At 62.6% G+C, this 17908-nt stretch carries 16 protein-coding genes; all 16 read left to right on the plus strand.

From position 1 onward, the window contains the following. The first annotated feature begins 79 nt into the window (after nt 1–79). Nucleotides 80–1282, plus strand: coding sequence for a bifunctional cobalt-precorrin-7 (C(5))-methyltransferase/cobalt-precorrin-6B (C(15))-methyltransferase (locus BBI10_RS07455; RefSeq protein WP_065987742.1), 1203 nt, complete (start codon nt 80–82; stop codon nt 1280–1282). Then, entirely contained in the window at nt 1282–2379 is a 1098-nt protein-coding gene (locus BBI10_RS07460) for a cobalt-precorrin-5B (C(1))-methyltransferase (protein ID WP_065987743.1), read from the plus strand. Before BBI10_RS07455 ends, BBI10_RS07460 begins: the two co-directional genes overlap by 1 nt. Nucleotides 2380–2390: 11 nt before the next feature. Beyond that, complete coding sequence (locus BBI10_RS07465; protein ID WP_065987876.1) at nt 2391–3122, plus strand: cobalt-precorrin-6A reductase; 732 nt, start codon at nt 2391–2393, stop codon at nt 3120–3122. A gap of 116 nt (nt 3123–3238) precedes the next feature. After that, a complete protein-coding gene (locus BBI10_RS07470) occupies nt 3239–3655 on the plus strand; it encodes a DUF2946 domain-containing protein (RefSeq protein WP_065987877.1) in 417 nt (138 codons plus the stop codon). A 49-nt stretch (nt 3656–3704) separates the two neighbouring features. Further along, entirely contained in the window at nt 3705–4181 is a 477-nt protein-coding gene (locus BBI10_RS07475) for a copper chaperone PCu(A)C (RefSeq protein ID WP_065987744.1), read from the plus strand. A 25-nt stretch (nt 4182–4206) separates the two neighbouring features. Further along, on the plus strand, nt 4207–4683 hold the full coding sequence (locus BBI10_RS07480) for a DUF2946 domain-containing protein (protein WP_065987878.1): 477 nt from the start codon (nt 4207–4209) through the stop codon (nt 4681–4683). Nucleotides 4684–4769: 86 nt separating this feature from the next. Then, nucleotides 4770–6143 carry a PepSY-associated TM helix domain-containing protein gene (locus tag BBI10_RS07485; protein WP_065987745.1) on the plus strand — a complete coding sequence of 458 codons (1374 nt, stop codon included), beginning with the start codon at nt 4770–4772 and terminating at the stop codon, nt 6141–6143. A gap of 573 nt (nt 6144–6716) precedes the next feature. Further along, nucleotides 6717–9872, plus strand: a complete 3156-nt coding sequence (locus tag BBI10_RS07490) for a dermonecrotic toxin domain-containing protein (RefSeq protein ID WP_141695140.1) — start codon at nt 6717–6719, stop codon at nt 9870–9872. A gap of 250 nt (nt 9873–10122) precedes the next feature. After that, on the plus strand, nt 10123–11388 hold the full coding sequence (gene urtA / locus BBI10_RS07495; protein ID WP_065987747.1) for an urea ABC transporter substrate-binding protein: 1266 nt from the start codon (nt 10123–10125) through the stop codon (nt 11386–11388). A 186-nt stretch (nt 11389–11574) separates the two neighbouring features. Further along, nucleotides 11575–13164, plus strand: a complete 1590-nt coding sequence (urtB, locus tag BBI10_RS07500) for an urea ABC transporter permease subunit UrtB (protein ID WP_065987748.1) — start codon at nt 11575–11577, stop codon at nt 13162–13164. Then, a complete protein-coding gene (urtC, locus tag BBI10_RS07505; protein ID WP_065987749.1) occupies nt 13164–14243 on the plus strand; it encodes an urea ABC transporter permease subunit UrtC in 1080 nt (359 codons plus the stop codon). Before urtB ends, urtC begins: the two co-directional genes overlap by 1 nt. Beyond that, nucleotides 14240–15094 (plus strand): urea ABC transporter ATP-binding protein UrtD, encoded by an 855-nt coding sequence (gene urtD, locus BBI10_RS07510; RefSeq protein WP_065987750.1) that lies wholly within the window; start codon nt 14240–14242, stop codon nt 15092–15094. Before urtC ends, urtD begins: the two co-directional genes overlap by 4 nt. Nucleotides 15095–15196: 102 nt before the next feature. Next, nucleotides 15197–15895, plus strand: coding sequence for an urea ABC transporter ATP-binding subunit UrtE (urtE, locus tag BBI10_RS07515; protein WP_065987879.1), 699 nt, complete (start codon nt 15197–15199; stop codon nt 15893–15895). Nucleotides 15896–15948: 53 nt separating this feature from the next. After that, the gene (locus tag BBI10_RS07520) at nt 15949–16794 is read left to right on the plus strand and encodes an urease accessory protein UreD (protein ID WP_065987751.1); all 846 of its coding nucleotides are present in this window, start codon (nt 15949–15951) and stop codon (nt 16792–16794) included. Between the two features lie 196 nt (nt 16795–16990). After that, nucleotides 16991–17293: an urease subunit gamma gene (locus BBI10_RS07525; RefSeq protein WP_065987752.1), complete on the plus strand. Its 303-nt coding sequence runs from the start codon at nt 16991–16993 to the stop codon at nt 17291–17293. A 61-nt stretch (nt 17294–17354) separates the two neighbouring features. After that, nucleotides 17355–17906 carry a GNAT family N-acetyltransferase gene (locus BBI10_RS07530; RefSeq protein ID WP_065987753.1) on the plus strand — a complete coding sequence of 184 codons (552 nt, stop codon included), beginning with the start codon at nt 17355–17357 and terminating at the stop codon, nt 17904–17906. Nucleotides 17907–17908 lie beyond the last annotated feature (2 nt).

Raw genomic sequence — 17908 nt, forward strand, 5'->3', positions numbered from 1 at the left:
GTCGGCGCGGTATCATGCCGGCCACTTTCACAGGCCGAGCAGGCGGGCCTGTTGCACGCAATCGGGTTGAGGGCAATTCATGTCACCGTGGCTGACAGTCGTGGGAATCGGTGAGGACGGCTATAAAGGTCTGGGCCGAAACGCTCGGCACGCGCTGCTGCAGGCGCGGCAGGTGTTCGGCGGCCCGCGGCAGTTGGCCTTGCTGCCGCCGTGCATTCAGGCCGAGCAGCGCCAGTGGCCGAGCCCGTTTTCCCTGAGCCCGGTGCTGGAGCAACGCGGCGTCCCGGTCTGCGTGCTGGCCAGCGGCGACCCCATGTTGTTCGGCGTCGGCGCGAGCCTGTCGAAACACGTCCCCTTCGCTGAGATGCGGGTGATTCCAGCGCCATCTTCTTATTCGCTGGCGGCGGCCCGTCTGGGTTGGGCGTTGCAGGACGTGGTGACGCTGTCGGTCGTCGCCCGCCCGGTCGCGGCCTTGAATGCTCACCTGCAACACGGCCTGCGCCTGCTGGTGCTGAGCAACGACGGCTCCAGCCCGGCGGCCATCGCGGCGCAGCTCCGCGAACGCGGGTTTGGCCCGAGCCCCATGATCGTGCTCGAACACTTAGGCGGCAGCGCCGAGCGACAGATCGAAGGCACCGCCGGTGAGTGGAACGCCACTGACATCGCGGCGCTGAACCTGGTCGCCATCGAATGCCGCGCCCAGCCTGATGCATTGCGTCTTTCGCCGCTGGGCGGTCTGCCGGACGAGGCGTTTCGGCATGACGGTCAGCTCACCAAGCGCGACGTGCGGGCCATCACCCTGGCAAGGCTCGCCCCCGTTCCCGGTGAACTGCTGTGGGACGTGGGCGCAGGCTGCGGCTCCATCGGCATCGAGTGGATGCGCGCGCACCCGACCTGCCACGCCATCGCCATCGAGGCGGATGAGGGACGGCAACAACTGATCGAACTCAACCGCGATGCGCTGGGTGTGCCAGGCCTGCAACTGATTCGCGGACGTGCGCCCGATGCGCTGGAAGGCCTTGAACAACCGGACGCGATCTTCATCGGCGGCGGCGTAACGCGCGAGGGTGTGCTGCCTGCATGCTGGCAGAGCCTGCGTTCCGGCGGTCGACTGGTCGCCAATGCCGTCACGCTGCAAAGCGAAGCGATGCTGGTTAACTGGCGCGAGCAATACGGCGGCGAACTGACCCGCATTCACCTGGCCCACGCCAAACCACTGGGCGAGTTCGACACTTGGCGTCAGGCGCTGCCGATCACCTTGCTCGAAGCGATCAAACCCTGATGCGCGACGAAACCGCCGAACAGCCCGCGCCGTTACGCAGCGGCTTGACCACTGGCAGCTGCGCCACGGCAACGTCCCTCGCCGCCGCGCGCCTGTTGCTGGCCGCTGAGACCAACGATGCCATCGAAATCACGCTGCCCAAAGGCAAGTGCGTGCAGATGCGCCTGGAATTCTGCCGTCTGATTGCGGGCGGCGCCGAGGCCGGCACGCTCAAGGATGCCGGTGACGATCCGGACGTTACCCACGGCGCGCTGGTGTCTGCCCAAGTCAGGCTGGTCCCTGAGCCCGGCGTGCGATTTGTCGCGGGCGAAGGCGTGGGTACCGTCACCCGCCCGGGTCTGGTGCTGGGTGTCGGCGAGCCGGCGATCAATCCGGTGCCGCGCAGGATGATGGCCGAACACCTCACGCATCTGGCCCAAGAGGTGAGCTATGGCGGCGGGTTTGAAGTGACGGTCTGCGTCGAAAACGGCGGCACGCTGGCTTTGAAAACCATGAACCCGCGGTTGGGGATTCTCGGCGGCCTGTCGATTCTGGGCACCAGCGGGATCGTCCGTCCCTTCTCCTGCGCGGCGTACATCGCGTCGATCCACCAAGGCATCGATGTCGCGCGCACCAACGGTTACCAGCACATCGCCGCCTGCACCGGCAATGCCAGCGAAGACACGATGCGTCGGGTGTATCAGATCCCGGACATCGCACTGATCGAGATGGGGGATTTTGTCGGCGCTGTGCTCAAGCACCTGCGCAAAACCCCGGTAGAGCGGCTCAGTGTATGCGGCGGTTTCGGCAAGATCAGCAAGCTGGCGGCGGGCCATATGGACCTGCACAGTCGCCACTCCAGTATCGATCTGGTTCAGCTCGCGCGCTGGGCTGCCGATGTGGGCGCGGACGCCGAGCTGCAACAGAACATTCGCCAGGCCAACACCAGTCAGCAAGCGCTGGCCATGGCCTCCGCCGTCGGCATCGCGCTGGGTGATGCGGTCTGTCAGCACGCGCTGGATTTCGCCCGCAGCGTGGTGCCGGCGCAGGTTGAGGTCGAGGTCTTCGCCATCGACCGGCAGGGCGGGATCGTCGGCCACGCGGGAGGTTTTGATTGAACTCACACAGCCTGAAACGCGTGCTGTTGCTCGGCGGCGTCACCGACGCACTGGCGATCGCCCGTACGCTGGGGCCTCAGCACGTTTACAGCCTGGCAGGCGTGGGCCGCGTGCCCACCGACCTGCGCTGCGAAGTCCGTGTGGGCGGGTTCGGCGGCGCCGAAGGGCTGGCAAACTTCATACAGCAGACAGGCATCGATCTGATCCTGGACGCGACGCACCCTTACGCTGCGCAGATGAGCCAGAACGCTGTCACGGCGGCAAAGCTGACCGGTGTTCCCTGCTGGGCATTGCGTCGACCCGCGTGGCAGGCGGGGCCGGACGATGACTGGCGCGAAGTTGCGGACTGGGCAGAACTGATCGCCGCCCTCACCCCCTTTCAACGCCCCCTGTTCACCTTGGGCCGCGAGCCTTTGCAGCACCTGCACGAGATTCCCGCCCATCAGTTCTGGACGCTACGGGCCCTGGACATTTACCCCGGCAATGAACGCTGTGAAGTGATCGGCGCGCGCGGCCCTTTCCGGCTGGAGGATGAGCGCGAGTTGTTCGAGACTCGCAACATCGACGTCCTTATCAGCAAGAACAGCGGCAGCACGGCCACCGAGCCGAAGCTGGAGGTGGCGCGGGAGCGCGGGGTGCCGGTGCTGGTGTTGAAACGGCCGATGCTGCCGGAGGTGGATCGGGCCTTTTGGAGTGTGGGCGAGGTGTTGGCTGCGTTGCAGAATGCTGAAGATGCCAGCTAGCTGTGTGGCATCCGTCTGGCCCCCTGCTGAACCCTTCCTGAACCAAATCCGCCCCGCGACATAACGTCGCGGGCGGGCTTTTTACATCTGGCGGCTGATCAGGCTAAATGGCCGGCATGAGAAAACAACAAGATCAAATCATCACGCAGAAGCGGCGCCGGGCGTTCGCCTGGGTGGCCTGTTTCGCACTGTTGTTCGGCGTGCTGGCGATGCCGATGACGCCGACCATGCCGCGCCCCGAGGGTGAGCGGCTGGTCTGGGGAAGCGGCTGCACAGACGCCGCATCACGCCTGGCCATGACGCCCGTTGAAGTCATCGATAAACAATCGTCCTATCACCCCGACATCGCGTTCGTGCAGCACTGCGCCTGCTGCACAAACGCCACGCCACTGGTTGCAGTGCCGACCCTCATCGGTTTTGGATTGTTCGCCCTGGTCGAACCGGTGCGTTTCCCTGTTGCGGTACTGGTGCTGCGTGCGCCGCCCCTTCAGCGCTGGCCTGCACGCAATCCGCACGCATCGCCCCGGGTCTGATGAGTCGACCTTGCCCTGGCGCACCTGAATGAACCGGAGACCTGCGTTGATGCTGAACAAAATCCTCCTGCTGATCGCCCTTGCGCTGCCAGCGGCTTTCGTTGAAGCCCAGGATTACACCAAGGGCCAATTGGTCGTCGCGCAGCCATGGTCCATGGCGTTGCCGCCCAACGCGCCCACCGTCGCTGCCTATTTTGTGATCACCAACGGAGGCGCGGAGAACGATAAGCTGAAAGCGGTCGACAGCCCCATCGCCGGTGCCGCTCAGCTGCATGAGCACGTCAGCCAGGACGGCCTGATGAAAATGCAGCACGTCGAGACGGTGGATATCCCCGGCGGCGGCACCGCGACATTCGCCCCCATGGCCTATCACGTCATGCTGCTGGATCTGAAAGACCGCGCCCGACTGATCGACGGGCAGAGCTTCCCCCTCACACTGCACTTTGAGAAAGCGGGCGACCTGACCGTTGACGTCATGGTATTGAAACAGCCACCCGATGCTGCCGCCCCGGCCCACGCCCACTGACCCGCCGAATCCCGACGCCGCCCCCTTGAACCGTCCGCCCGCGAACCGCGCCCGATCAGCCCACGCCCCTCGTCACTCGCAGGGTGCGTGGCTGAGCCTGTTCGCCATGCTGATGATCTTCATCGGCCCGCTGATCTCCCAGTCGATGCCCATGGAGCATCACAGCGGTATGGCAATGCCCGCGCCGACTTCGATGTCGATGCATGGCGAAATGGACATGTCGGCCTCGATGGACATGGCCATGGAGATGGGCGCGGGCGAACACAGCGGCCACGCCAAGGCCGAACTGGACGCCGGCGTCGATCACGTCATCTGGGCCAAATGCGGCTATTGCACACTGCTGTTCAGTTGCCCGGCGCTCACCAAAACCGTCGCCGTCCTCGCCCCCGTCCCGCCCAGACCCGCCGACTTCTACAACGAAGCCACGCAACTCGGCCACGCTCAACGCAACGTATTCCCCAACGCCCGCAGTCGCGCGCCGCCCCTCTCGTCAGTCGTTTGAACGCCACAAATTGACTCGCACCCGCTGACGGCTTCTCTGGCTGCCAGCGGGTTGCGCCGTGTTTTCCCTGACGGGAGCGTTGCACCATGTCCAAACCGAATGTGTCTTTCTACAACCTGGCGTGGCGATGGCATTTCTATGCCGGCCTGTTCGTCGCGCCGTTCATGATTCTGCTGGCGGTCACCGGCATCATCTACCTGTTCAAACCCCAGCTCGACGCGCTGATGTACAGCGACCTGCTGACGGTTAAACCCGCGCACCACTCACTCAGTGCCGATGACCTGCAAAAGCGTGTGCTGACGGCCTTTCCACAGGCTCAGGTGAGCAAATACCTGCCGCCGCTGAATGCCGAGGGCGGCGCGCAGTTCGTGGTCAAAAACGCCGGCCGCGACATGAACGTGTTCATCGATCCCTACAGCGGCACGGTGCTTGGCACCCAGGACGCAAAGCAAAACCTGCAAGCCATCGCGCGCGAACTGCACGGCGAACTGATGATCGGCACCGTCGGCGACCGGCTGGTGGAACTGGCCGCCGGCTGGGGCATCGTGCTGGTGGTTTCGGGCGTGTATCTGTGGTGGCCACGCGGTCGATCACCCGCCGGCGTGCTCTGGCCTCGTCTCTCCGCCCGAGGCCGCATTCTCTGGCGCGACCTGCACGCGGTGACCGGATTCTGGGGGGCGGTGGCGCTGCTGTTCATGTTGCTGAGCGGCATGACCTGGACCGGCATGTGGGGGAAGGTGTATGCCGATGTCTGGAACACGTTTCCGGCGGCGATGTGGAATGACGTGCCCAAGTCGGACAAGCAGGCGGGCGCCTTGAACAGCGCCAGTGTGCAGACCGTGCCGTGGGCCATGGAAAACACGCCGATGCCGGTGTCGTCCGGGGATCACGCCGAGCACATGAATCACGCGCACATGTCCAGCGCTCCCGCAGCGCCAGGCATCTCCCTGCAGCAGGTAGTGGACATCGCCAAGGCGCGCACTATCGAACCGGGCTACAGCATCACCCAACCGAAAACCGCCGATGGCGTGTTCACCGTCTCCGTGTTCGCCGACGACCCGCGCAATGACGCCACGCTGCATGTCGATCAGTACAGCGGCAAGGTGCTGGCGGACGTGCGTTACAGCGATTACAGCACCGTGTCCAAGGCCACTGAACTGGGCGTGATGCTGCACGAAGGCAAGATGTACGGCTGGGTAAACCAGCTGCTGATTCTGTTCATCTGCCTGATGGTGCTGCTGAGTTCGGTGAGCGGAATCGTGATCTGGTGGAAGCGTCGCCCGCAGAACGGTTTCGGCGTTCCGCCGTTGCGTCATGACCTGCCGCGCTGGAAAGCCGCAACGGTGGTGATGGTCGCGCTGGGCGTGGCGTTTCCGCTGGTAGGGGTTTCGATGCTGGCGGTATGGATGCTCGATCGAATAGTGCGTTCGCGCTTTGCCAAAACGGCGACAACAGCTTAGATTGCGTCTCGCGGAGCCTGGAACCTCTTTTGGGTGGTTTAGTGATGAATTCCTCCTCATTTCGGGTTTCAGGCTTCGCACCTGTTTTTCTGATCGTCGAATGTCCCACCTCCTCCGCGAAAACTCCTACCCGTCTGGTCGCTTTTCCTTTACCTCCAGACTTGGCTCCGCCTACAGACGCGCGCCTCACGCCCTGACTCCATGAAACGAGTCGCCGAACCCGTCGGTTCTGCGAGTCATCCCTCATGCATACGAACAGGCGCCATGAATTCCACGAACGTTACCGCTCCATCCATGCTCGACGTCGACAGCTCTGCCTTGACGATTTACACACTCCCCGATTTCACCCAGGCCCTTGAACAGACGCTCACTGACTGCCTTCGCCTGAGCCATCGCGGGCTGGCGTTCGATTACGCCCGTGCCCGGCTGGTCTGCCAGGAGCGAAGCATCGAACCCGGCGCAACCGAAGTCACCAGCAGTTACCCGCTGATTGCCAGCCTGACAGCCCACTTCACCGGGCTTTTTCAGTGGCAGAACGTCGAGTCTGCCGGGCTCTACACCACCGAGTTTCCGTTGTCAGACACGCCCTCCATCGGCGGGCTGGACCGCGACGCACTGATCGCTCTGTATGCAGCCGTCGCGCAGGCCCTGCCCGCCCGCTACAAACAAACACTGTCGGATCATTGGGCAGAGCTTCAACCCTCCGGTAAAAAGCGGGGAGACGACTTCCTCGCGGATCGGGTCAAATTGCTCAGGCTGGAGGGCCAGATGCGAGTCGAAAAAGGTGAGTTTCGTCCGTATCTGTACAGCATGCTCGACGCCACACTGGATTACGGCATGGACACCTCGGCGGACCCACTGCAGAAGCACGACGTCTTTAACCTGTGGTTGGGGACAAGCTCCACCGCACTGTTTCCCCTGACAGGGGCGTTTGTCATCACCGAGCAACGCAGCGATCAGGTTCCGGCACCTGACGACGAGTCAGTAGGAGAGGTCGTTCTCTACACCCCTGCCGGCAGTCTGGAACGATTCGATTCAGTGAATCAGCTCACCGGCACCCTCACCCGTCGCCTTGCCGACGAGACGCAACGCCGCCAGTTGCTGGGCCATCTCAGGCTCAACGATGTCATCACAATGGCGCTGCCCAACACTGACGTTGAGCAGCCCCCTGTACGTTGGGGCCTGCAGAAGCTGGGCAATAATTTCATGAGCCTGCTGCTGACATCGCAGATCATCAAGCAGAAGGCAGACTTCGACCACGCGGTGAACATCGCTCAATCCCTGAACCTCAATCAGCCGTCGTTGCAGCGACTCATTCTCGAGCTGATGGCCTCGGATCAACTGTTCGACAACCACCGCATCGAGCGGCAGCTGGATTGTGATGTGGTCCGCGAGCAGATGCCGGACTGGTGGGACAAAATGAGCGAAGAACAGCGGGCCGAATGGACCCGCGATGCGACGGCTTACGCTCAGTCTATCCGGACCATCCGGCGCATCAGTCTGGACTACTTCAACACGCCGCAAGCTAACGGCGCCCACGTCATTACGGCCTACGTCGATGCAACGGTCACCGCCGCACTGGCAGAGAAAAATATCCAGCTGGCGCCTCGAAATATTCAGGTCATTGCGACGTTCCAGCATCTCGACGCGTCCCTGTTTTACCCCCTTACCCCGACAGAAACGACAACCCGGTTCCAGACCCACTCGCTGCACGCATTGGCCCACGAAGACGCCCTACGGACGAACATCCAGAACGCCATCGAGTTACGGGCTGCAGACGAACACGGTGCAGAGATACCGGGGCTTTCTGGCGCTTTCGTGAGAGAGCTGCTAGCGCGAATCCAGATTCCAAAGCGGCTGGACGACTACCTAACCGAACACCTTGATCACTCCGAGTACGCTGGCCAGTTGAAGCGCCAGCACCGCGAGTTGCTGCTGGCGCGACTGGGCATGGCGTATAGGGAGAGTCAGCTCAACGGATTTCCCGAGAACCGGCTGCGCTGGATCAAAGCGGTACTGGAGGGCCCCGATTCGCAGCGGCGTCCGGGGGTGGACGAGGTCAATATCGAGGTGCGATTGCTGCACATTAGCGGGGTCAAGATCCCGGACGTCATGTTGATTGCCCCCGCTGGCAAATTCAGCAAGGGGCCTCTTGTGCTTTGCACGCTCAACGCCCCGGATAACGTGGTGTTCCGCGCATTCGACAGCATGTTCCACCTCACGAACGCTTTTCTGGAAAACGACACGTACAAATCCTACATGGCGAGGCTGCTGCCGCTGGCCGACAGACGCCAGGCCAGGCTGATGCTCGATTACGAAGAGTCGCTCAAGCACTGGCGCCTCCCGGACGTACTGGCGTCGCTGCCGAGTCCGCTTCCCATCCCGTCCCACTTTACGCATCCAGTGGTGTTTGTGACGCAGACGGGCGATCTGTTAGACGAGTATTTCGGGGGCAGGATCCGCCAGTTGAAAGAGGAAGCGAAATCGCTGCTGATCCAGCCCGGCAGTGGCGAGTCCCGGTGGCAAACCTTCGACATGGTGGTGAGCGTGGCCCTGCTGCTGTTGCCCCCGCCGGTCATGATCCCCCTCGCGCTCGGAATGGGCCTGGCCAACGCCTGGAGCGGCTTTCAAAAAGTCGATGAAAACGACTGGGACGGTGCCGCACAGGAGTTTATGGACGCGGCCGGTTATCTGCTGACCGCCGGTATCTCCCGCGCAGGTGGCGCAGCCTTCAAGGGCCGTCAACTGGCGGCGATAAAACGCCCGCACCTGGTCCGCCGCACCGGACGCCATGGACAGGTGCAGATCGGCTATCTGCTGTCACCCGCTGGGGCGCCCTACTTTGCCGAGTCGGGCATGATCACGAGGCTTGACCCGAAAAAATTTACCGAGATCACCCTCGATTCTGAAAAGGCCTACGTGGCTCGACGGTTCAACCTGTTCGGGCGGTGCCGCCTGTACCGCCCCTATTACCGAGACCCCGCGCTGCTGATCCATGAGGACGAATACGTTGTGCGGACAAGGACCGGGGGCTGGCGCAAGCTCTCGCAGCCGGTGGTGCGCCTGGCACCGAGCGCGAGTCGACAGGCCCGGCATGACCTAAGCCTGCTGCTCACCGGATGGCCGTTCCCGTCTGAAGGCATTAGCATTGCTGAACCGTCCCTCGATGAACCCCGGTTCCTGGCCCTGGCCGAACGCGCAAGGGCGGAGCTGTACCCCGAGCTCCTCGACTACATCGAAGGCGGATCCGCAGAGATCAATCAACTCCTGAGAAGCGGAGCGCGGACGCCCCGGACCCAGGCGTTTCTCAACCAGTTCTACCGCCTGCGTTCATGGAAAGGCGATGCGTTCCGTGCCGCGCGCGTCACGGACGAGGGTCTGCAACAATTACGACGCCAGCTCGGCGCGGTGTTTGTTGACGCAGGGGTGCAATCAGCGTCCATTAGCCGCGGGAATGCCGTGCGCTGGAGCTTGGACAGGTTCGTGACGGACCAGGCACTCAGTAATACGCGTCCGGTGTTTCTGATCTTTGCGCCGTCGGTACCGAAGAAGAACATGTTCTCGGATTTTCTTGCCGACCACGTCGCTATCCCGCCCGGCACCCGCGTTCAGCTCAAAGCGTTTCAAGAGGTGAACGGACAGGCGTTCGCCTATTTCACCGCGCCGGACAACATCGTCTACGAAACCTTTGATCTGTTTACGGGGGAGCGTGAGCTTTTCGTGAGGTAGCAGCCCTTGCCGAGTGCGCCAGGCCAGTCAAACGAGGGGCGCCGGACGGTATCGCACCAGTTGAGCGCGCTTGACGCACCACCCGCCCCGCACCGATCCACATTGGTGCGCGGCGCCGGGTTCACGCGAAGTTTTGATTCCATTTTGCGACGCGCGCAGCCTTGGCCCAGCGTTTGCTAAAGCCTAAGCAGACGCAACTGTGCACCGCCAACAGCCGTCATCTAAAAAAATCAGAGAATGGAGCTAGCCAATGAAGCGTCGTAGTTTGCTGAAAGCGTTCACTTTGTCTGCATCGATCGCAGCGATGGGTTTGACCTGGACCGCTCAGGCGGCCGAGACCATCAAGGTCGGCATTCTGCATTCTTTGTCCGGCACCATGGCCATCTCCGAGACCTCGCTCAAGGACATGGCGCTGATGACCATTGATGAAATCAACGCCAAGGGCGGCGTCAACGGCAAGATGCTTGAGCCTGTGGTGGTCGACCCCGCGTCGAATTGGCCGTTGTTTGCCGAGAAGGGCCGCCAGTTGCTGACCCAGGACAAGGTCGCCGTGGTGTTTGGCTGCTGGACCTCGGTGTCGCGCAAGTCGGTGTTGCCGGTCTTCGAAGAGCTGAACGGCTTGCTGTTTTACCCGGTGCAGTACGAAGGCGAAGAGATGTCGCCGAACGTGTTCTACACCGGGGCCGCGCCCAACCAGCAAGCGATTCCTGCGGTTGAATACCTGATGAGCGAAGACGGTGGCGCGGCCAAGCGCTTCTTCCTGCTGGGCACCGACTACGTTTACCCGCGCACCACCAACAAGATTCTGCGCTCGTTCCTGCACTCCAAAGGTATCGCGGACAAGGACATCGAAGAGGTCTACACCCCGTTCGGTCACAGCGATTACCAGACCATCGTGTCGAACATCAAAAAGTTCGCGGCGGGCGGCAAGACGGCGGTGATCTCAACGGTCAACGGTGACTCCAACGTGCCGTTCTATAAGGAACTGGGCAATCAGGGGCTGAAGGCCACCGACGTACCGGTTGTAGCGTTCTCGGTCGGCGAAGAAGAACTGCGCGGCGTCGACACCAAACCGCTGGTGGGCAACCTGGCGGCGTGGAACTACTTCGAATCGGTGAAGAACCCGGTCAACACCAAGTTCGTCGCCGACTGGAAGGCCTACGCCAAGGCGCACAACCTGCCGAACGCCGACAAGGCCGTGACCAACGACCCGATGGAAGCCACGTACGTGGGTATCCACATGTGGGCGCAAGCGGTCGAGAAAGCCAAATCCACCGACGTGGATAAAGTCCGCGAAGCCATGGCTGGCCAGACCTTCGCCGCGCCGTCGGGCTTCACCCTGACGATGGACAAGACCAACCACCACTTGCACAAACCGGTGATGATCGGCGAGATCAAGGCTGACGGTCAGTTCAACGTGGTGTGGCAGACCAAAGAGCCGATTCGCGCCCAGCCTTGGAGTCCGTTCATTCCGGGCAACGACAAAAAGCCTGACTACGCAGTGAAGAGCAACTAAGGAAAACAGGGTAAACGGTCGGTTGAAATGTTCCGGCTGAACCTTTCCCTGTGGGAGCGAGCTTGCTCGCGAATGCGATCTCACCGAGATCGCAGATGTCGTCTGACATCACGTGATCGCGAGCAAGCTCACGCCTACAGGTTCCCTGCATGACATTGCGTCATGCGGGTGCTCCCAGGACTCGATATGCCCAGATACTTCCACCACCTCATTCTCGCGCTGTGCCTGTGGCTGCCTTTCGCCGCCCATGCCAGCGATGCCGGCGACTTTGTCGCGGGCGACTCCTCCGAGCGCGCCCAACTGCTGGAAACCTGGGCCGCCAGGCCTGACCCGGCGCGCGTCGAGTTGCTGGTTGCCCTGCAGGACGGCCGCGTCGCCGCCGACAGCAGCAAGCGGGCGTTCATCCAGAACGGCGACAGCTTCATCGCCGTCGACCCTGCCGCTCCCGCGCTGGCCGATGCGCCAAACCCCGACACGCCACAGGCCATCAGCTTGAACAACCGCCTTCGCGGCCTGATCAACACCGCGCTGGCCAGCCATCAATTGCTCGCTGCCGATCCCAAGGTTCGCCTGGCCGCCGCGCAAATCCTGCAGAAAAGCGCCCGTCCGGCGCAATTGCCGTTGCTGGTGCAACAAGTGGCGAGCGAACAGGACGACAGCGTCCATTCGGCCCTTAATCTGGCGCTGGCCAACCTGCAGCTGGTGGACGTGAGCCCTACCGTGCGGCTCGCCGCGGTGCGCCTGCTCGGTGAGACCGGTGACCCGCTGGCCCGCACCCGGCTGGAAACCCTGCTCGAACCCAACGTTGAAACCGACCCCACCGTGCGTCTGGCGGCGGAGACAAGCCTGGCTCAGGTCAAACGCAAATTAATGATTGGCGAGATCCTCGGGCAAGCCTTCGCCGGCCTGTCGCTCGGGTCGATTCTGCTGCTGGCGGCGCTGGGACTGGCGATCACCTTCGGCCTGCTCGGAGTGATCAACATGGCCCACGGCGAGATGCTGATGCTCGGCGCCTACGCCACCTACGTCGTGCAGATGATGTTTCAGCGGTACGCCCCCGGCGCCCTTGAGTTTTATCCGCTGGTGGCGCTGCCGATCGCGTTTTTCGTCACCGCGTGCATCGGCATGGCCCTGGAACGTACGGTCATTCGCCACTTGTACGGTCGCCCGCTGGAAACACTGCTGGCGACCTGGGGCATCAGCCTGATGCTGATCCAACTGATTCGCGTGGTGTTCGGCGCGCAGAACGTCGAAGTGGCGAACCCGGAATGGCTGTCGGGCGGCATTCAGGTGCTGCCCAATCTCGTGCTGCCCTGGAACCGCATCGTCATCATCGCCTTCGCGCTGTTTGTCGTCGTGCTGACCTGGCTGCTGCTGAACAAAACCCGCCTGGGCCTGAACGTGCGTGCCGTCACCCAGAACCGCAACATGGCCGCCTGCTGCGGCGTGCCCACCGGGCGCATCGACATGATGGCCTTCGGGCTCGGCTCCGGCATTGCCGGCCTGGGCGGCGTGGCACTCAGCCAAATTGGCAACGTCGGTCCTGACCTGGGCCAGAGCTACATCATCGACTCCTTCCTCGTGGTCGTGCTCGGCGGCGTCGGGCAACTGGCCGGCAGCGTCACCGCAGCCTTCGGGCTGGGCATCGCCAACAAGATTCTCGAACCGCAGATCGGCGCGGTACTGGGCAAGATCCTGATCCTGGCGCTGATCATTCTGTTCATTCAGAAACGTCCGCAAGGCCTCTTCGCACTCAAAGGACGGGTGATCGACTGATGAATCAGCCATTGATGGTCACTGCCGCGCAACGCGCCGGCACCCAAGTCACGGTCGCGGTCGGGGTGGTGATTCTTGCCTTGCTGATCGCCCTGCCGTTGCTGTCCCTGCTGCCCGAGAGCAACAGCCTGCAAGTCTCGGCCTACACCCTGACGCTGGTGGGCAAAATCCTCTGCTACGCGATCGTTGCCCTGGCACTGGATCTGGTCTGGGGTTACGCGGGCCTGTTGTCCCTGGGCCACGGGCTGTTCTTCGCGCTGGGCGGTTACGCGATGGGCATGTACCTGATGCGCGAAGCGTCGGGCGACGGTCTGCCGGCGTTCATGACCTTTCTGTCGTGGACCGAACTGCCGTGGTACTGGGTCGGCACCCAGCATTTCCTCTGGGCCATGTGCCTGGTGGTCCTGGCGCCGGGGTTGCTGGCACTGGTGTTCGGCTTCTTCGCCTTCCGCTCGCGGATCAAGGGCGTGTACTTCTCGATCATGACCCAGGCACTGACCTTCGCCGGCATGCTGCTGTTTTTCCGCAACGAAACCGGCTTTGGCGGCAACAACGGTTTCACCAACTTCCGCAGCATTCTGGGGTTCAGCATCACCTCCCAGGGCACTCGCGCGGTGTTGTTTCTGCTGACGGTGGCGCTGCTGGCGGGCAGCCTGTTTGTCGGCTGGCGTCTGGCCCGCAGCAAGTTCGGTCGTGTGTTGACCGCCGTGCGCGATGCGGAGAACCGTTTGATGTTCTGCGGCTACGATCCGCGCGGTTTCAAGCTGTTTGTCTGGGTGTTGAGCGCCGTGCTGTGCGGGCTGGCCGGGGCGTTGTACGTGCCGCAGGTGGGCATCATCAACCCGAGCGAAATGTCGCCGACCAACTCCATTGAAGCGGCCGTCTGGGTCGCCCTGGGCGGTCGCGGCACGCTGATCGGCCCACTGCTCGGCGCCGGTCTGGTCAATGGCATGAAGAGTTGGTTCACCGTGGCCTTCCCGGAATACTGGCTGTTCTTCCTCGGCGCGCTGTTCATCGTGGTGACGCTGTACCTGCCCAAGGGCGTGATCGGCCTGATCAAAAAAAGGGGCGAGCAATGAAAAGCACTCCGACGCCCGCATTCGACCCAGTGCTCGACCCGAACAGCGACGCCGGCACCAGCCGCGACGCCATCGGCCTTGGCCAGGTCGCCGGCAAAGGACTGAACACCTTGCACGGCACGATCCTGACGCTGGAAGACATCAGCGTCAGTTTCGACGGTTTCAAGGCCCTCAACGATCTGAATCTGTACATCCGCGTCGGCGAGCTGCGTTGCATCATCGGCCCCAACGGCGCGGGCAAGACCACGCTGATGGACGTGATCACCGGCAAGACCCGCCCCAGTCACGGCAAGGCCTGGTTCGGCGAAACCCTCGATCTGACCAAGATGAGCGAAGTGCAGATCGCCCAGGCCGGCATCGGCCGCAAGTTTCAGAAACCGACGGTGTTTGAAGCGCTGAGCGTGTTCGAAAACCTGGAGTTGGCGCAGAAGACCGACAAATCGGTGTGGGCCAGCCTGCGGGCAAAGCTCAATGGCGAACAGCGCGACCGCATCGACGAGGTGCTGGAGACCATTCGCCTGAGCGCGTCGATGTCGCGCCTCGCCGGGCTGTTGTCCCACGGTCAGAAGCAGTTTCTGGAGATCGGCATGTTGCTGGTCCAGGACCCGCAACTGCTGCTGCTCGACGAGCCTGTCGCCGGCATGACCGACGCCGAAACCGAATTCACCGCCGAGCTGTTCAAGAGCCTGGCCGGCAAGCACTCGCTGATGGTGGTCGAGCACGACATGGGTTTCGTCGGCAGCATCGCCGACCACGTCACCGTCCTGCACCAGGGCAGCGTGCTGGCGGAAGGATCGCTGGAAGACGTGCAGGCGGATGAAAGAGTTATCGAAGTGTATTTGGGGCGGTAAACCGCCCAGCGGCAAGCTTTTAGCTGCAAGCGGCGAGCTGAAGCCAAACGCATGACCCGCTTTTTCTTGCAGCTTGCAGCTGATGAATCCGAGGAAATCAAATTGTTAACCGTCACTCAGCTGCATCAATTCTACGGCGGCAGCCACATCCTCCGCGGCCTGTCGTTTGACGTGAAAATCGGCGAGGTCACGTGCCTGCTCGGTCGCAACGGTGTGGGCAAGACCACGCTGTTGAAAGTGCTGATGGGGCTGCTGCCCGCCAAAGAAGGCGTTGTGCAGTGGGAAGGCAAGACGATCACCGGTTTCAAGCCCCACCAGCGCGTGCATTCCGGCATCGCCTACGTGCCCCAGGGCCGGGAGATTTTCGGGCGGCTGACCGTTGAGGAAAACCTGCTGATGGGCCTGTCACGCTTTCCGGGATCGGAGGCGAAGGAAGTCCCGGCGTTCATCTACGAGCTGTTCCCGGTGTTGCTGCAGATGAAGCACCGGCGCGGTGGCGACCTGTCCGGCGGTCAACAACAGCAACTGGCGATCGGTCGCGCCCTCGCCAGTCGCCCTCGCCTGCTGATTCTCGACGAACCCACCGAAGGCATTCAGCCGTCGGTGATCAAGGAGATCGGCGCGGTGATCAAAAAGCTCGCCGCCCGCGGTGACATGGCAATCCTGCTGGTCGAGCAGTTCTACGACTTTGCCGCCGAGCTGGCGGATCAGTACATCGTCATGTCCCGCGGCGAGATCGTCCAGCAAGGGCGCGGCGGTAACATGGAGGCCGAAGGCGTTCGGGGTCTGGTCACCATCTAATTAATGCGCCGATCAGCTAAGGTACGGTCCTTGGATAACACGATAATCGACTTATGAATCTTCCTGCCCACACCGCCCTGTTCACCCCCAGCTGGCATGCCGAGCTGGAGTTGGCGTATGGGCGTTTCGGCGACAGCACGCGCCCGACGCAACGACGCCACAAAGGTCCGTTGCGGGTGCAAAAGCACCTGTACGCGGAAGGCCCGCAGGTCTGCCAGCACATCATCGTTCACCCGCCGGGCGGCATTGCCGGCGGCGATCGGCTGGACATCAGCGCCAGCGTCGGCGCCAACGCCTGGGCGCAATTGACCAGCCCCGGCGCAGCGAAGTGGTACCGCGCGGCGGGTCCGGCCTATCAGCAACTGGACATAAACGTCTCTGCAGGCGGCACGCTGGAATGGCTGCCGCAGGAATCCATCGTCTTCAGCGAAGCCAAGGCTGAACTGACCACGCAGATCGATCTGGAAGGCGACGCCCGGCTGTTCTATTGGGACGTGGTTGCGCTGGGCCGGCCGGCCAGTGGGGAGCGTTTCGATCAGGGCCACTTTCAGGCGCATCTGGATATCCGGCGTGACGGCAAGCTGTTGTGGCACGAGCGCCAGCGCATCGTCGGCAATGACGGCTTGCTGGATTCGCCTATCGGCCTGTGCGGCAAACCGGTGTTCGCGACGCTGATCGTGACCGGGGAAATCGATGCTGAATTGATGGAGCGCTGCCGCGAGTTGGCCGCACATTCAGCCGTGCGCGGCGACCTCAGCCAGTTGCCCGGTTTGATCATCGCCCGCTGCCTGGCAGACGAAGCCCTGCACGCGCGGGCCTGGCTGATTGAATTATGGAAGCTGCTGCGCCCTGCCCTGTTGGGCCGGGAGGCGGTGGCGCCGAGGATTTGGAGTACCTAAACGAAACTGGCCATCTGTAGGAGCGTGGCTTGTCCCGCGATCGGCGACGAAGTCGTCGTAAACCGGCCCATACGGTCCTCATGACAGATCGAAGGACGGCCATGACTGCCGCTTCGCGTCAGATCGCGGGACAAGCCACGCTCCTACAGAGTTTGCGGCGATTTCTCTATTCGGAACTTAATAACGGACAAAACCCATGGATCTGACCCCACGCGAAAAAGACAAGATGCTGATCTTCACCGCAGGCCTGGTCGCCGAGCGACGGCTGGCACGCGGTGTGAAGCTTAATTACCCGGAAGCGATGGCCTTCATCTCCGCCGCCCTGCTGGAAGGTGCGCGTGACGGCCAGACCGTCGCCGACCTGATGCACTACGGCACCACCCTGCTGACCCGTGACCAGGTGATGGAAGGCATCCCGGAAATGATCCCGGAGATCCAGGTCGAGGCGACCTTCCCGGATGGCACCAAGCTGGTCACCGTGCATCAGCCGATTGCCTGAACGGCCCATTGAACCTGAGAAGCCCGTTGAAACAGCCACACAGGAACCCGTGGAAACGAACATGACCTATTCGATCCGTGACGCTTTGCTGACTGACATGCCGGCCGTGCTGGCGATCTACAACGACGCCGTGCTCAACACCACGGCGATCTGGAACGAGCAGCCGGTGGACCTTGCCAACCGCGAAACCTGGTTCGCCGCGCGCCAGGCACAGGCGTACCCGATTCTGGTCGCCGTCGACGACGAGGATCAGGTGCTGGGCTATTCGTCGTTCGGCGACTGGCGACCGTTCGAGGGGTTTCGTCACACCGTCGAGCACTCGGTTTACGTGCGTGCCGATCAACGGGGCAACGGCCTGGGTCCGCTGCTGATGAAAGCGCTGATCGAACGCGCCCGTGCCTGCGACAAGCACATGATGGTCGCGGCCATCGAAAGCGGTAATGCGGCGTCGATTCACCTGCATGGGCGCGAGGGTTTTATCACCACCGGGCAAATGCCCCAGGTGGGCACCAAGTTCGGTCGCTGGCTGGACCTGACCTTCATGCAGCTGGACCTGTCGCCCGGCGCCTCTGCCCCACCTTCGCAAGCGCCCGGCATCACGCCTGTCGCCTGAAT

Origin of the sequence: Pseudomonas graminis (assembly GCF_001705435.1) — a bacterium.
GTDB classification, from domain to species: Bacteria; Pseudomonadota; Gammaproteobacteria; order Pseudomonadales; family Pseudomonadaceae; genus Aquipseudomonas; species Aquipseudomonas graminis_B.

Coding starts and splice junctions, on each gene's coding strand:
- BBI10_RS07460 (WP_065987743.1), top strand. CDS start 1,282: ATGCGCGACGAAACCGCCGAACAGCCCGCGCCGTTACGCAGCGGCTTG.
- BBI10_RS07530 (WP_065987753.1), top strand. CDS start 17,355: ATGACCTATTCGATCCGTGACGCTTTGCTGACTGACATGCCGGCCGTG.
- BBI10_RS07485 (WP_065987745.1), top strand. CDS start 4,770: ATGTCCAAACCGAATGTGTCTTTCTACAACCTGGCGTGGCGATGGCAT.
- BBI10_RS07455 (WP_065987742.1), top strand. CDS start 80: ATGTCACCGTGGCTGACAGTCGTGGGAATCGGTGAGGACGGCTATAAA.
- BBI10_RS07525 (WP_065987752.1), top strand. CDS start 16,991: ATGGATCTGACCCCACGCGAAAAAGACAAGATGCTGATCTTCACCGCA.
- urtA (WP_065987747.1), top strand. CDS start 10,123: ATGAAGCGTCGTAGTTTGCTGAAAGCGTTCACTTTGTCTGCATCGATC.
- BBI10_RS07470 (WP_065987877.1), top strand. CDS start 3,239: ATGAGAAAACAACAAGATCAAATCATCACGCAGAAGCGGCGCCGGGCG.
- urtD (WP_065987750.1), top strand. CDS start 14,240: ATGAAAAGCACTCCGACGCCCGCATTCGACCCAGTGCTCGACCCGAAC.
- BBI10_RS07475 (WP_065987744.1), top strand. CDS start 3,705: ATGCTGAACAAAATCCTCCTGCTGATCGCCCTTGCGCTGCCAGCGGCT.
- BBI10_RS07520 (WP_065987751.1), top strand. CDS start 15,949: ATGAATCTTCCTGCCCACACCGCCCTGTTCACCCCCAGCTGGCATGCC.
- urtC (WP_065987749.1), top strand. CDS start 13,164: ATGAATCAGCCATTGATGGTCACTGCCGCGCAACGCGCCGGCACCCAA.
- urtB (WP_065987748.1), top strand. CDS start 11,575: ATGCCCAGATACTTCCACCACCTCATTCTCGCGCTGTGCCTGTGGCTG.